Source organism: Salinisphaera hydrothermalis C41B8, from assembly GCF_000732535.1.
Classification (GTDB): Bacteria; Pseudomonadota; Gammaproteobacteria; order Nevskiales; family Salinisphaeraceae; genus Salinisphaera; species Salinisphaera hydrothermalis.
Genome location: NZ_APNK01000003.1, coordinates 178,086 through 193,328 on the forward strand (window position 1 = coordinate 178,086; position 15,243 = coordinate 193,328).

The 15,243-nt window shown below is 64.9% G+C and carries 13 protein-coding genes; 10 read left to right on the top strand and 3 right to left on the bottom strand.

Annotation, left to right across the window (positions count from 1 at the left end; translation table 11 throughout):
• Window positions 1-14 precede the first annotated feature (14 nt).
• Window positions 15-803, bottom strand: a complete 789-nt coding sequence (locus tag C41B8_RS03905; protein ID WP_037334554.1) for an MOSC domain-containing protein — start codon at window positions 801-803, stop codon at window positions 15-17.
• A gap of 259 nt (window positions 804-1,062) precedes the next feature.
• Between C41B8_RS03905 and C41B8_RS03910 the strand changes: the two genes are divergently transcribed.
• The 9 genes from C41B8_RS03910 to C41B8_RS19350 all read left to right on the top strand — a co-directional run bounded on the left by C41B8_RS03910 (window position 1,063) and on the right by C41B8_RS19350 (window position 11,728).
• Window positions 1,063-2,727 carry a methyl-accepting chemotaxis protein gene (locus C41B8_RS03910; protein ID WP_084188458.1) on the top strand — a complete coding sequence of 555 codons (1,665 nt, stop codon included), beginning with the start codon at window positions 1,063-1,065 and terminating at the stop codon, window positions 2,725-2,727.
• A gap of 750 nt (window positions 2,728-3,477) precedes the next feature.
• Entirely contained in the window at window positions 3,478-4,560 is a 1,083-nt protein-coding gene (locus C41B8_RS03915) for a TRAP transporter substrate-binding protein (RefSeq protein WP_037334306.1), read from the top strand.
• A gap of 105 nt (window positions 4,561-4,665) precedes the next feature.
• Window positions 4,666-5,160 (top strand): TRAP transporter small permease, encoded by a 495-nt coding sequence (locus tag C41B8_RS03920; protein WP_051882992.1) that lies wholly within the window; start codon window positions 4,666-4,668, stop codon window positions 5,158-5,160.
• Window positions 5,161-5,162: 2 nt separating this feature from the next.
• Window positions 5,163-6,419: a TRAP transporter large permease gene (locus tag C41B8_RS03925; protein ID WP_232225988.1), complete on the top strand. Its 1,257-nt coding sequence runs from the start codon at window positions 5,163-5,165 to the stop codon at window positions 6,417-6,419.
• A 43-nt stretch (window positions 6,420-6,462) separates the two neighbouring features.
• Entirely contained in the window at window positions 6,463-7,494 is a 1,032-nt protein-coding gene (locus C41B8_RS03930) for a C-terminal binding protein (RefSeq protein ID WP_037334309.1), read from the top strand.
• Window positions 7,495-7,600: 106 nt separating this feature from the next.
• Entirely contained in the window at window positions 7,601-9,202 is a 1,602-nt protein-coding gene (locus C41B8_RS03935) for an MBL fold metallo-hydrolase (protein ID WP_037334312.1), read from the top strand.
• Window positions 9,203-9,480: 278 nt separating this feature from the next.
• On the top strand, window positions 9,481-10,248 hold the full coding sequence (locus tag C41B8_RS19345; RefSeq protein WP_198025041.1) for a 1-acyl-sn-glycerol-3-phosphate acyltransferase: 768 nt from the start codon (window positions 9,481-9,483) through the stop codon (window positions 10,246-10,248).
• 71 nt (window positions 10,249-10,319) lie between these two features.
• Window positions 10,320-11,180 carry an SDR family NAD(P)-dependent oxidoreductase gene (locus tag C41B8_RS03945; RefSeq protein ID WP_037334315.1) on the top strand — a complete coding sequence of 287 codons (861 nt, stop codon included), beginning with the start codon at window positions 10,320-10,322 and terminating at the stop codon, window positions 11,178-11,180.
• Between the two features lie 62 nt (window positions 11,181-11,242).
• On the top strand, window positions 11,243-11,728 hold the full coding sequence (locus C41B8_RS19350; RefSeq protein ID WP_198025042.1) for a GNAT family N-acetyltransferase: 486 nt from the start codon (window positions 11,243-11,245) through the stop codon (window positions 11,726-11,728).
• Between the two features lie 18 nt (window positions 11,729-11,746).
• Here the strand turns inward: C41B8_RS19350 and C41B8_RS03955 are convergent, their stop codons facing one another.
• Both C41B8_RS03955 and C41B8_RS03960 read right to left on the bottom strand, forming a co-directional pair.
• Window positions 11,747-13,060, bottom strand: coding sequence for an APC family permease (locus C41B8_RS03955; protein WP_037334564.1), 1,314 nt, complete (start codon window positions 13,058-13,060; stop codon window positions 11,747-11,749).
• 238 nt (window positions 13,061-13,298) lie between these two features.
• Window positions 13,299-14,201: a LysR family transcriptional regulator gene (locus C41B8_RS03960; protein WP_037334318.1), complete on the bottom strand. Its 903-nt coding sequence runs from the start codon at window positions 14,199-14,201 to the stop codon at window positions 13,299-13,301.
• A gap of 99 nt (window positions 14,202-14,300) precedes the next feature.
• Here C41B8_RS03960 and C41B8_RS03965 point away from each other — a divergent pair, with 99 nt between their 5' ends.
• Complete coding sequence (locus C41B8_RS03965) at window positions 14,301-15,185, top strand: aldo/keto reductase family oxidoreductase (protein ID WP_037334321.1); 885 nt, start codon at window positions 14,301-14,303, stop codon at window positions 15,183-15,185.
• Window positions 15,186-15,243 lie beyond the last annotated feature (58 nt).

The following is a 15,243-nucleotide window of genomic DNA, read 5'->3' on the forward strand; positions in this document are numbered from 1 at the left end:
CGCGCCGGGCCGGCTTATTCGAGAATCTCGACCGCCTGCCCAATCTGGAGCTCACCCGTGTTTTCGGCCACGAGGTTCTGGCCGAAACAGACCTCCTTGCCCTGCTTGCGATACCGGCCGAGCGTACGCAGCGGCTCGCCATCGGGGCGTCGCTCGCCGGTGGCCGGATCGACCGTGATCATCACGCAACGCCCGCAGGGTTTGTCGACCCGAAACACCACGTCGCCGATGCGAATACGCCGCCAGTCGTCCTCCGCGAACGCCGGGCTGCCGGCGATGACCACATTGGGCCGGAACTGCGCCATGACGTGAGTGCCGTCGGTCCAGGTATTGACCTCGGCGAGCGAGGCTTCCGCTGTAAGTAACAACGGATAGCCGTCGGCAAAGCTCACCCGAGCGCCGATCTGGTCCCGATACCGACGGGATTGCTCGCCCAGCCAAAGCAAATGCACCGGCTCGCCGACGATCCGGCTGAACCAGGCGTCGAGGGCGAACGTCGTGGTCAGCGCGGCGAACGTGTCGCCCCAGACACCGGTATCGAAGCGCTGGCTGCTGAACTCATGTCGCGAGGCATGGATTGCCGGGTAATCGTCGTGCGTAAGCGACAAATGTTCGCCGTCGAAGCGCGCAAACACGCGCTGCAGGCCGTGGTGCGTCCGTGCGGTAACGAAGCGGCCATCCGGCTTGACGACCATGAAACGGCGATCGCGCAACAGGCCTTCCTCGGTCACGGTGGCGTGCGCCAGCACCTCGCCGGCGGTGGATTTGACCGGGTAGCGATACAAAGCGGACAGCGTGGGCACGACGGACCTGTAGTTCGCGGTTTCGCCGGCAAGACTAACCAATTATCGCAGCCGACGCCCGTAAATCGGTGATGGCCAATCCCCACACCCCACACCGTACGGTTCGTCGCTCGCGGCAGAAGCGATCCAGCTTGCCGATTCAAGTCTGCACGCCCGCCGCCGATGAAAGATATGAGGTTATCGCGTCTTCGAGACCGTAGTGGCCCCGCCTCGCGAAGCCATACAAACACGATAAGAAACATCACCGAGGAGATTTTCGATGTTGGACCCGAGAAAAAGTGTGCGAGCGAAACTCGCGCTCGGCTTCGGCGCGGCGCTCGTATTCATTGTCATGCTCAGCGCGCTGTCGATCTGGTCGATTCGCCGTGCAGCCGACAATACGGCCGCGATCTACAACCAGAACCTGTCCGGCATCGAGACGGTGTCCAGCCTCGACCGCCAAGTCAATGACTTGCGCTCTCAGGTCGGCACGTTGCTGACCTCACAGCCCGATGCCTCGGCCATGAAACGCATGGCCGACAATATCGGAACGATCGAGAAAAAAATCGATCAGGGCTGGAAAGCCTACTATCCCACGCTCATCACTGGGCCGAAAGAACAAAAATTGGCCGACCAGGCGCACAAGAACCTCAAGATCATCAAGGGATCACTGGGTGATTTCGTGGATGACCTGAACCAGGCCGACATGCTCGATGCCACGAATATTTACGGCATTTCGCTGCATCAACCCATCGACACCCTGGCCAAGCAACTGCATCAGCTCTGGCGACTGCAACGCAGTGCCGCCGCCGATGCCTATGCGGATACCCGCGTCTCCGCCCGCCATTCCCAGACCTACATCATCGCTGCGGCTGCGGCCGTATTCATACTCGCCGTACTCGTCATGCTGTGGCTGATGGCCGGCATCATGCGCCCGCTGGCGGCCGCTCGCCGGTTCGTCGCCTCGATCACGGACGGGCATCTGCATGAACGTGTCGATAACCCCTATCGCGACGAATTCGGCGGGATGATCGACGGCATCGAATCCATGCGCGCTCGTCTTTACGACGTGGTCAGCGATGTCGATAACCGAGCCGATTCGGTCACGGCCGGGGCCAACGAAATCGCCGCCGGTAACGACGAACTCAGTACCCGCACGCAAGAGCAGGCCGCCAGCCTGCAGCAAACCGCGGCCTCGATGGAACAAATGACCTCCACGGTCAAACAGAACGCCGACAACGCCGCGCAGGCCAACCAAGTGGCCGAAAGCGTGCGCGAGCAAGCCAGCGAGGGCAGCGAGGTGGCCACCAGCGCCGTAGCCTCGATGCAGGCGATCGAACAATCGAGCCAGCAGATCAACGAGATCGTCGGCCTGATCGACGAAATTGCGTTCCAGACCAATCTGCTGGCACTCAATGCCTCGGTCGAAGCCGCACGCGCTGGTGAACAAGGCCGTGGCTTCGCGGTCGTCGCCACCGAAGTGCGCAGCCTCGCCAGCCGCAGTGCTTCCGCCGCCGAAGATATCAAGGCCCTGGTGGCGGATAGCGCGAGCAAGGTCGCCGATGGTTCGGCCCAGGTCGCACGCTCCGGCGAGGCCCTCGAAGCCATCGCCAACCGCGTGAATCAGGTCAGCGACCTGGTCGCCGAGATCGCGGCCGCTAGCAAGGAACAATCCACCGGCATCGAGCAGGTCAACCAGGCGATCTCGCAAATGGACGGCGCCACCCAGCAGAACGCCGCGCTGGTGGAGCAATCCGCCGCAGCCGGCCGCTCGCTGGAAGCGCAGGCCCAGGCGCTCAAACAGCGCGTGGCATTCTTCGAGCTGTACGCGCGCGCCGAAAACGAGCACTCCGATAGCACGACAGCGAAGACGAAACACGTCGACAGCGCCGCCATGCCTGTTGAGGAGGAGCCCCTACCCGCGCATCACGGCGCTGCCGCTTAACGCCGAACGCGCTTCTCGAGCCAGGTCGGCGGCTCAAGCCGCCGACAGGCCCCTGCGAGCCGCGCGGAGGGGCGGACACGCCTAAGGGATGGCGTGATGGATCGCGATCCCGATACTCACGCCGGCCGCCCGCTCCGAGCCGCCGGTGAGCCCCTTCCCCGAGTCGCCCACGCGCGGCTCACGCGAACGGCTGCATCGGGCGTGTTGAGGTCTCGTGCGGGCCCGCGCCAAGCGCTCCCTGAAAATTAACCAGGGCGGCAAGACGAGGCGTAGCGAACGTGGCGTAGTCGTTCTACGCGAGAGCGCGACAACGCTGGATTGCCGTCGTGTCGTTAATTTAAGGCGCTTGTCCCGAAGGGTTGGGGCGCCCGGCGGCGTTGCGAGTCTGGGTCGTGGCACGCCCCGAGCCGGCGACTCGCGCCTTGCCGGACACGATTTGCGCACGTCAACGCAGTGCGCTCACGAAACCTCAACACGTCCTAGTAACGCGAATCGTCCCACCATTCCAGCGACCCGCTTTGAAATCGGTCCCATTTGAAGATGGGCGAGGCGGCCCGACGCATGGCGGCCACGCACGAGACTTTGGTCGCAAGCGCATTGTCGCCGTGCTTATGCACATCTATGGTCAACATGGAGCGCAACAAAAATCGATCATCCAATCGCCGATCAGCACGCTACTCCGGTAGCCGATGTCCAGATGCGCCGCGACGGTTCGCTCATCGCGAATCGCAGACCAACTGAAGGAGAGCCATGAAAATCAGAATGTTCGCTCGCTATGCCGGGCTGGTCGGCGGCTTGCTCGTTGCCGGCGCTGCGGTGGCTGCCACCAACAGCGGTGATTCGCTGCACTTCCTGCCGATGCCAAAGGTCTCGGGCGGCCCGGTTAAGGTCGAGGGCAATCAACAGTTCACCATCAAGTTCGGCATCGGCCTGGCCGAGAGCAGCGCCCAGTATCGCGGCGTGGCTTATTTCAAGAAGATCGTCGAACAGCGCAGCAACGGCCATATCAAAGTCAACATCTTCCCCAGCGCCCAGCTCGGCGACGACCTGCAGATGACCAGTGCGCTGCAGTCCGGTACGGCAGAAATGACCCAGCCGTCGACGTCGCCGCTGATCAAGATGGAGCCGGAACTCGCGGTCTTCGATCTGCCCTTTCTGTTCGACAATACGAAACAGGCCGACAAGGTGCTGGATGGCCCGATCGGACAGAAGATCCTCAAGCAGATCACCGATCATCGCAACGGCCTGGTGGCGCTAGGCTGGGCCGAGAACGGCTTCCGCCAGCTCACCGACAGCAAGGGCGTGATCAATTCACCGAAGGATCTGCATGGCCTGAAGATCCGTGTCATGCAAAGCCCGGTTCAGCTGGATATCTGGCGTACGCTCGGTGCCAACCCCACGCCGATGTCGTTCGCGGAGCTGTTCACCGCGCTCGACCAGGGCACGGTGGACGCCCAGGAGAACCCGTGGGTGACCATCCTCACCTCCAAGTTCTACGAAGTACAGTCCAACGCCACGGCCACCAAGCATGTTTATACGCCGTTCATCACGCTGATGTCCGAGCGCTTCTGGCAGCGTCTGCCCAAGCCGTACCAGAAGCTGGTCCGTACCGCGAGCGTCCAGATGGGCAACTACGAGCGCAAGGTCAGCCGCGATATTGACGCCCAGGCCAAGAGCGAGCTCGAGAAGAAGGGCCTGAAGATCACGAACCTGACCGCCAGCCAGCGCGACGCGTTCAAGAAGAAGGCCCAGCCGGTGTACCAGGACTTCAAGAGCAAGATCGGCGAGCCGCTGTTCGATGAGGTGATGAAGGCCACCAACCACCCGCACTGACGCGGGCTGTCAGCCGCGCCGTCGGGGGCGACGGCGACATCGATGGGCGGGCGCCGCGCCCGCCCATCGCCATTCATTCATCATGATCTTGCGGGGTCGATATTCATGGACGCGCTTGTTGCCACCGTTGAGCGTGGCGTCCATTACCTGCGTCTTGCGCTGGGCGTAGTCGTCGGCGTGCTCACCATCGCCGTGTTCTTCTGTGTTTCGGCCAACGTTTTCGGCCGCTTCGTGCTGAACAGTTCCTATGACTGGGCCGAGGCAATGTCGCGCTATTTCTTCATCTGGGCCGTGCTGGTCGGTGGCGGCGTCGGCTGTCTCGCCAACGAGAACATCGCCGTCACCTTCGTGAAGGATGCGGTGCCGGGCGCTGTCGCCCGGGTCTTCGACATCATCAAGATCGCGATTGTCTATGCCGTCTGCGTGATCATCGTTATGGCCTATCAACAACTTGTGTCGGGCTATGTGAGCGTCACGCCATTGCTGGGCATTTCCAAGACGTATCTGTACATGGCAATGCTGTTCTTCGCAGCGCTGCTGGCGATCGCCAATACGGTGGATCTGCTGCGGCTGATCGCCCGATTTACACGGAGGGCGTGACCATGTTCATGCTCGGCATGCTCGCCGCTCTTCTGGTGCTGATCGCGATCGGCATTCCGATTTCGATCGGCCTGGCCGGCATCAGCATTTACTTGATGATGCATTACCACTACGCGTTCTCGCCGCTGATCCAGCAGGGCGTGAACGGGCTGGATTCCTTTCCGCTGCTGGCGATCCCGTTGTTCATCATGGTCGGCGAGGTGATGAGCCACGGCGGCATCGCCCGCCGGCTGGTACGCTTCGCCAGCTCGCTGGTGGGCTTCATGGCCGGCGGCCTGGGCCAGATCGCGGTGCTCACCTCCATGTTCTTTGGCGGCATCAGCGGCTCTGCCGTGGCGGATGCCTCGGCGATCGGCGGCATGCTGATCCGGCCGATGAAGGAAAAAGGCTATTCGGCCGCGGCCGCTACCGCGATCGTCGTCGGGGCGTCGGTCGTCGGCATCATCGTGCCGCCATCGATTCCGATGATTCTGTTCGGCGTGGTCACCAACACCTCGATTTCGAACCTGTTTCTCGCCGGGATCGTGCCCGGCATCCTGGTCACCATCGGGCTGATGATCACGACCTATGCCACCTCGCGATCCAGCGGGGCGGCACAGTCGTTTTCCGTACGCGAGGTCATCGACTCCTTCTTTGCCGCGCTGCCGGCGCTGATGCTGCCGTTGATCATCGTGGGCGGGATTCTGGGCGGCGTGTTCACGCCCACCGAGAGCTCCGCGATCGCGCTGATCTACGCCATCGTCGTGTCGCTGTTCTTCTATCGCACGCTCACGCTGAAGAAGCTGTTCCAGCTGTTCGTGAATACCGGCCAGCTCACCGGCGTCGTGCTGTTGCTGCTGACGTTTGCCAACGTGCTGGCTTGGCTGCTCACCGCCAACATGGTGCCGCAACATATCGTCGCCGCACTGACCGCGCTCACCGATCAGCGTTTCGTGATGCTGATGATTCTGATCGTGGTGCTGCTACTGGTCGGTTTTTTCATGGACCTGACGCCGGCGATGGTCATCCTCGCCCCGTTGATGACGCCAGTGGTCACCAAACTCGGCATCGACCCGGTCTATTTCGGCGTGCTGATGTCGTTCGCGCTCGGCATCGGGCTGATCACGCCGCCGGTGGGCACCGTGCTCTACGTCGGCTGCGGCGTGGGTGACGTACCGATGGAAAAACTCTCGGCTGCGCTGCTGCCCTACTACGCCGTGCTGCTGGCGCTGCTGTTCCTGTTCATTCTCTTCCCGGGCATCGTGCTGTGGTACCAGTGAACCGCGCCGTTGATGGCCGCCCAACCGATCGGACGAACCCCCAATGAGTCGCGCTTTTTCCATTCTCACGCCGGACGCCCAGTACGAAGACGATGCCGAACTCGAGCGCGAGACCGCCGGACCGGATTTCGCGTTCGATATCTTTCGCGAACGCGAAGCGGCGCGTATCGACGAGACGCACTGGCGCGCGGCCGACGCGCTGCTGGTCTGGCACGAGGTATTCATCGATCGCGAGCTGATCGCAAAGCTGGATAACTGCCGCGTCATCGTGCGCGCCGGCGTCGGTTTCGATCATATCGATCTCGACGCCGCCGCGGCCGCCGGCATCCCGGTCTGCAACACGCCGGACTACGGCACCGGCGAGGTCGCCGATCATGCCATCGGCATGCTGCTGGCCTTCCGGCGCGGGCTCGTATTTCACGATCAGCGCCTGCAGCAGTCGCCGGTCGACGCCTTCAAACCCGGCGCGCCGCAGGTCGAACGGATTCGCGGCAGCCGGCTCGGCATCGTCGGGCTGGGCCGGATCGGTACGGCGACCGCGCTGCGCGCCAAGGCCTTCGGCATCGAGGTCGTGGCTTACGATCCGGAACTGCCGCGCGGTCAGGAGATCGCGGTCGGCGTCTCGCGCGTGGACAGCCTGGAAGAACTGCTGGAAACCTGCGATGCGGTGAGCCTGCATACGCCGCTCAACGAGACCACCCATCACTTGATCGACGCCGATGCATTGGCGCGCATGCCGGCGCACGCGGTGCTCATCAACACCGCCCGCGGCGCCGTGGTCGATATCGATGCCCTCTACACGGCACTGGTGGAAGGCGGGATCGCCGGAGCCGCGCTGGACGTACTCCCGGAAGAGCCGCCGAATATGAACCGACCGTTGTTCGCCGCGCTTGAACGCGGCGACGAGCGCCTCAAGGATCGGTTGATTCTCACCCCGCACGCCGCCTGGTACAGCCCGGCCAGCCGCGCCGACGCGCGCCGGCTGTCGACCGAAACGCTGACGCGCTATCTACGCGGTGAAGGGCTACGCAACTGCGTCAACGCCGAGTTGCTGAAGCAGTACGGCCACGGCTGAGCGCCTGAAGCGGCACGGGCTGCATCCAGGCTGCCCATTCCCGGGTAGGATGCAGAGATCGACTTTTCCCGCCGCCTGCCCGGCGGGACCGACTCTTCCTGTGGCTATGCAACTCAGCTTTATCGGCGGCGCCGAAAGCGTGACCGGCTCGGCCAGCCTGCTGGTGGACGAGCGACTGGGCGTGCGTTTTCTCGTCGACTGTGGGACCCATGCCGAACGCGGCGCCGGCTTCGCGGACGGTGCGCCCAAACTCGGCTTCGATGCCCGGCGCCTGGATTTCGTCGTACTCACGCATGCGCATCGCGATCACACCGGGCGGCTGCCGCAGCTGCATCGCGCAGGCTTTCGCGGCCCGGTGTACTGCACTGAAGCCACCGCCTGGATGACCGAACTGGCGCTGCGCGACGCCGCCAAGTTCAGCGACGAATACGATGCGGCCGACGTCGAACTCATCGACTTCCAGCCGCTGGACCGGCGCCCGGATTTTCGCTTCGATCGCGCCCTGCGCATGCACGGCCTGTGGCTGACCCTGCATCGCAGCGCGCATATTCTGGGCGCGGCCGCGGTGACCGTGACCTGGCGCAGCCGCGTCGGCATGGAACGCTCGATCGTGTTCAGCGGTGATATCGGCGGCAACACCCCTGACAACCCGTTTCAATCGCTGCTCGCCGGCCAGACGCTGCCGGGCGCCGCCGATTACATGGTGGTGGAATCCACGCGTGGCGCCGAACCGGCGCGCGAGCCCCACTACAAATCGTTCGCGGCCCGCATGGTGGCCTGGGCCGAGGTGTTCGCCGACAGCGACGCGCGCGGCGGGGGACCGGTGATCGCGCCTTGTTTTGCCATTCATCGGGCCCAGGAACTGTTGTTCGATCTGGATTACGTGCTGCGCACGACCGATACCGGCCGGCCGGATACCACGGGACGACCGCGCTGGCTGTCGCTGGACGCACCGCTGGCCGTACGCATGACCGATGTATTCGCCATGGCACTGGCCGACGGCAGCGGTGGGCCGGAACACGCCCCGGTTTATCGCAACCCGCGGCTGGCTGAACGCCTCGGCCTGGCCAACGAAGCCGAGGTCGACGCGCATCTGGCCGCCCTCTGGCAACGCGTCCGACTCAACCGCGCGCCCGGCGGCACGCTGCGCGCCATGCGCGATCCCGCGCTCAGCCGCATGATCGCGCTGGCCGGCAGCGGCATGTGCCAGGGCGGGCGCATCGTGGATTTCATCGTCGATCAGATTGGCAATCCGGCCGCCACCATCGTGCTCTGTGGCTATGCCCCGCCCGATACCGGCGCCGGCCGCCTGCGCCAGCTCGTCGCCGGTGAATGGCCGCTCGACCGCATGCTGGCTCTCGGCAACGCCCGTATCGATCCGGCGCGGGTGCAGGCGCGCATCGTCGATTTCGGCGATTATTATTCCGGCCACGGCGATATCGATGCCCTGGCCCGCTTCGTGTTCGAACGTGATGCCCGGGCAACCGATACGCGCGCCGCCACCGTCTATCTCAACCACGGCGACCACGACATGCGTACCGGCCTCGCTGAGACCCTGCGCGAACGTGCAGCGGCCGCGCAGGCCGGCGACCGCGCCATCGAACGCATCGAGCTGGCCGAAATGAATCGGATCTACGATCTGGATGCCGCCGATCAGGCCTGGCGGGACCGCCCCACGCCCCGGCTGAATTCGCTCGGTCGCTCCTGACGCCAGAGGAACGCGCGGCATGGCCCAATGATGGCCCGACTTTTCGACACTGGACAGGACGGGTTCCGATCGCTGCAATGGATTATCGCCCGCCGCCGGGCGGGCCATCTGAGGTCGAACCCGGCCCTCGCTCGGAAAAGGAAGACGCTCTGCACCGCGACGCCGCCACGGGCCAGCGAAGCAATCCCGGATACGGATCGGACCGCCTGGCCCGGATCGCCGGCCTCTGTCGCCAGGACATGCTGGCGGCCTTGTCCAATTCGCGCTGGTTGGCACGAATGCCTCGCCGACTGCTGCAGCGGCTCGTCGAGCGCCGGATCGCCGGGTTTGCCGGCCAGCTGATCGAGTTCGATGACCGCATCGCACGCGACGGGCTCGCCTCGGCCAGCGCCTGGGGCCTGACGCAATGGTCCGGCCCGGTTCAACAATATGGCCACCCGGCGCCGCCCGGCGGCCCGTTGTTGCTGGTCTCGAACCATCCGGGACTCGTCGATGCGATCACCCTGCTGTCGACGCTGGCCGATCACGATGTGCGTCTGCTGGTGGCCGAACGCCCGCTGTTTCATGCCCTGCCTGCACTGCAGGCCCATTTGATCAGCGTCGCACCAGCCGGTGCCGGGCGGGCGCAAGCACTGCGTGCCGCGGTTCGGCATTTGCGCAGCGGCGGCACGCTGGTCACTTATCCGGCCGGGCACATCGAACCCGACCCGGCGGCGGACCCGGGCGGCGCGCGGGCCGCCCTGGCGCGCTGGTCGCCCAGCGCCACTTATCTCGCCCGTCGGGTGCCGGCACTTACCGTACAGCCCGTTGCAGTCAGCCATGTGATCGCCGCGCACTATCGTCGACACTGGCTCGCCCGCCAGGCGATCGATCCGGAGGATCGCGACGCCATCGCGGCAGCGCTACAGGTGCTGGCCGCCCGTGTCCACGACAACCAGCCGCGGCTGGCGCTTGGCACGCCGATAACCGGCGTCGCCACGAACGCCCTCCAGAGCGAAATAAAGCAAAAGATGACGGCGTTGATGCACGAGAACCTGTCGCAGTAAGCCGGCGACTTGCTCGACGGCCCCGCCCCGCATAACGTCCCACACGACAGCGAATCCACGAGACAATCGATATGACGCATCCTGCTCTGTTTCCCGGCCAGGTCGCCGTGGTCATCGGCGGCGCCTCCGGCATCGGCCGAGCCGCGGCCGAAGGTTTTGCCCGCCGCGGGCTGCATGTCTGTATCGCCGATCGCGACATGGAACGCCTGGCGGAAGCGGAGACCGCCGTCCGCGCGGCCGGCGCCGCGCACGACATCGGCGTCATGACGCATTCCGTGGACGTCGCCGACGTCGAGCAGGTGAAAACGCTGGAGTCGGTCGTGCGCTCGCGCTTCGGCGGCACCGACGTGCTCATGAACAACGCCGGCGTGCAGCCGGGCAGCGACATGTTCGGCCCGGCCGAAAACTGGCGCCAGGTGCTCGGCATCAATCTGTGGGGTGTGATCCACGGCACGCAGACATTCGTGCCCGGCATGATCGAGCGCGGCGGCCCGGGGCTGGTGATCAACACCGGCTCCAAGCAGGGCATCACGACGCCGCCGGGCGATCCGGCCTACAACACCGCCAAGGCCGGCCTGAAAGCCTTCACCGAAGCACTGGCCCACGAGCTGCGCAATACCGACGGCTGCGAGCTGACCGCGCATCTGCTGATCCCCGGTTTCGTGTTCACCCAGCTCACCCGGCCCGGCGAAACCGAAAAACCGGCATCGGCGTGGACACCGGAACAGACCGTCGACTTCATGTTCGACAGTCTGGACGCCGGCGATTTCTATATCCTCTGCCCGGACAACGACGTGCCGCGCTGGCTCGACGAAAAACGCATGCAATGGGCGATCGGCGACATCATCGAAAACCGTCCGCCGCTGTCGCGCTGGCACCCGGATTATGCGGCGGCGTTCGAAGCGTTCTTGAAGGACGGCGCATCGCATTGAACCCGGCATCGAGACAACATCGGCCGAGCCGAGGCTAAAGGCGGATGGCAGTGGATGAGCCGATGCCAGGCGACCAGACCGTATCGATCACGCGGGTCCCGGCCGCCGAGCGCGCGCTCATCCACGACCTGTACCCGACCTACATCGAGGCCATGTCGGCGTTCGTCTCGGTGCCGACCACCGCCGACGGCGCCCTGCGGTTCGACCCGGCGTGGCAGGAACCGCATCATCACCCTTATGCCATTCGCTGCGGCCAGCATCTGGCCGGCTTCGCGTTGCTCAGGCCGGCGGCGGCCGATACCGGCATTCACGACATGGGCCAGTTCTTCGTCCGGCCGGAATACCGGCGCGCCGGCGTCGGCGAGCGTGCAGCCCGGCTCTGCCTGGCGGCACATCCCGGACACTGGCAGATCCGCGTACTGCTGAACAATCAGCCGGCGCTGTCGTTCTGGGAACACGTTATTGCCGCGGCGACCGGCGGCACATATACGGCTACGCAAGAGTTCGATGAGGATCTGCGCATGCAGTTCTTTCGGTTTGCTTGTTGAGCGATCCGGCCCAAGCGATCAATAACGCCGCTTGAGGAAATGCCCGCGCACGCTGCGCCCGTAGACGAACTCGAACAGCGCGGATATGAGTACGAAGCCCGCGAACACCGCCACGCCGGCCGGATTGCTGCGCCAGGTATGCCCGATCAGCACCACGAGGGCGGCAACGCAGAGCACGCCCCCCAGGGCGTGCAGCCAGCGCGGCCCTTGAATCGGCTCCGCCAGCCGACAAGCCGCGGCGTTGACCAGGGCAAAGACCAGTAGAAAACTGGCACTGCCGATGATGGCGATATCGGTGAGATCGATCACGTTGGCGAGCACCAGACTGAGCGCGGCCGTGGCCAGCACACCGGTCAACGGAAGGCCGTGGCGCTCGACGTCGAAGCGGCTTGGCAACACGCCATCGCGCGCCAGCACATAGCCGAGCCGGGCATTGCCGTAGAGCGTGGCGTTGATCGCCGACAACGTCGCCAATAGTGCAGCCAGCGCCACCAGCACGAACCCCACCCGTCCGAGCGCCGGCTCGGCGGCCACGGCCAGCACATAATCGCGCACCGCCATCACCTGTGCTTCGGGCACCGTACCGACTGCGATCACCGCGATCAGCACATAGAGCAGGACCACCGAGGCGACGGCGATCAGAAACGCGCGCGGCAGATTGCGCGCGGGCTGGCGGATATCCTCGGCTGAGTTCGCGATCAGCTCGAAACCCTCGTAGGCGACGAAAATGATCATGCCGGCCGAGATGACCGACAGCGGATCGCCCCAGTGCCCGGGCGCGAGTCGCGCCACCGAAACGTGCGACGCACTGAACACGATCACGATCGCCAGCAGCACAACCTTGATCGCCACCACCAGCGTTTCTGACCGGCTGACCAGCGCCGCGCTGACCAGATTGACCACCGTAGGCAGGATGATGGCGAAGCTGATCAACCCATGTTCGAGCAGCACGCCGTGATGCCGGCCAAAGAACGTGCCGGCATAAGAGGCGAACGCCGTGGCATACAACGCGATGGTGACCAGATAACTCAACCAAAGCATGAGATTGAGACTGCCGGAGAGCAGATTGCTGCCGAAGGCGGCATCGATGAAGGCGACCGTACCGCCTTGGCTCGGATAGGCCACCGACAGCTTGGCGTAGGCGACGGCCGTGAGCAGCGCGATCACGCCGCCGACGAGAAACGCTGCCGGTGTGGCGCCGTGCGATAGCGCCATGGCTTCGCCAAGCACGGCAAAGATGCCGCCGCCGACCATGCCGCCCACGCCAATCGAGACCGCGCCCCAGAGACCGATAGCGCGTCCGTTTTCGCTGTGACTGTTCGCTGCCGGCATCAGCTCAGCCTGCCATGGCCGCCGACGCCAGCGCGCTCGCCGGCTGGCGCCAACGCTCGGGGCGGCAGCCCACAACAGACACATCGGGGTTCGCGATCGGTCGAATTCATCGGGTTCAGCTCACGGCAAGACGACCGGAAGCTTAGCGAACTCCGGGCAACGAACTCGTGGGTGTCTGCGCGATCCGGCCCCGGTGAATCGCTAGGTACTGACGTGCCTCCTTAGCCACGCACCTGACTCAGCCGCTCGTAGCCCGCACGAAATCGATGAACGCCTGTAGCGGTGCCGGCACCAGTCGTCGGCTGGAGTAGTAGAGATACGGCCCGGGAAACTCGGCCCACCAGTCCTCGAGCACCGGCACCAGGGGGCCCGGCGCGAAATGCGGTCGTAGCCAGTCCTCGAACAACCCGACGATGCCACCGCCGGCCACGGCGGTATCGATGAGCAGGTCGGTGGCACCGCTGGCATTCACGACGAGCGTGGCCGGCGGGTCGAGGGTGATCGTTTCGCCGTTTTTTTGGAATTCCCAGATCGGCAGCTGGCCGTTGGAGAACTTCGGCCGCAGGCATTTATGGTTGAGCAGATCGCGTGGATGCGCGGGCACGCCATGGCGTTCGAGATAGGCCGGCGACGCCGCCGCCGCGACCCGCTGGCGACGCGGGCCAATGGGCACGGCGATCATATCGGGCGCCAGATGCTCGTCGTAGCGGATGCCGGCATCGCAGCCGGCGGCGATGATATCCACCAGATCGCTGTCGGCCACGATCTCCAGCCGGATATCCGGATAGGCCGCCAGAAACCCCGGCACGATCCGCGGCAGCACCACGCGGCTCGCGCTCACCGGCACGTTCAGACACAGCCGCCCGGACGGCGTATCGCGAAAGGTGTTGACCACATCCAGCGCCGACTCGACCTCGGCCATCGCTGGGGCCAGCCGTTCGAGCAGACGAAGACCGGCCTCGGTGGGTACGACACTGCGCGTGGTGCGATGAAACAACCGGACGCCGAGCCGGCTCTCGACCCGTCGCACCGCATCGCTCAGCCGGGACGGATTCGTCGCCCGCTTTCGGGCGGCCTCGCGAAAGCCGCCGGCCTGGGCCACGGCGACAATCGCATCCAGATCGCTGAGTTCGGTTTTCATTGTCCGGATTCTCGCACAGGCCGTGCTGCCTGAAGACAGTTGTCGGACAGTATGGCCGGCCCTACGCTCACCACAGCGTCGCAATCGGAGAACGACACGATGAATATCGAACAAGCCGGCACCTACAAACTCGGCGATCACACCGTCAAACGCATGGGCTACGGCGCCATGCAGCTCGCCGGGCCCGGCGTATTCGGCCCGCCCCGCGATCCCGAGACCGCCCGAGCCGTATTACGCGAGGCGATCGAACGCGGCGTCGATCATATCGACACCTCGGATTTCTATGGCCCGCACGTCACCAACCATCTGATTCGCGAGGCCCTGCATCCCTATCCCGACGATCTGACGCTCGTGACCAAGATCGGCGCCAAACGCGGCGAGGACGGCTCCTGGAACCCGGCATTCGCCGCCCATGAGCTGCGCGCCGCGGTCCACGACAATCTGCGTCATCTTGGGCTTGAGGCACTGGATGTCGTGAATCTGCGCGCCATGTTCTCGCCACACCACCCGGCCGAAGGATCGCTGGCCGAGCCGTTGAGCGTGCTCGCCGAACTGCAGCGCGAAGGGCTGGTACGTCATATCGGCCTGAGCAACGTCACGCCGACCCAGGTCGCCGACGCGCGCGCCATGGTGGACATCGTCTGCGTCCAGAATTTCTACAACCTGGCCCATCGCGCGGACGACGCGCTGATCGATCGGCTAGCCGCCGACGGCATCGCCTACGTGCCATTTTTTCCGCTCGGCGGCTTCAATCCGCTGCAGTCCGGCATTCTCGATCAGGTCGCCGAACGACGCGGCGCCACGCCGATGCAGATCGCACTCGCCTGGCTGTTGCAGCGTTCGCCCAACATTCTGCTCATCCCCGGCACGTCGTCGCCAGAGCATCTGCGCGACAATCTCGCCAGCGCCACGATCACGCTCGACGCGACCGATATCGCCGAGCTGGACGGCATCGCGAGCCCATCACGGGCCGCAGGCGAATAAATGACGCGGCCTCTGGTGCCCGCCTATGGCCCGCGGCTCGCCCGCCCTGCCCGGCGCG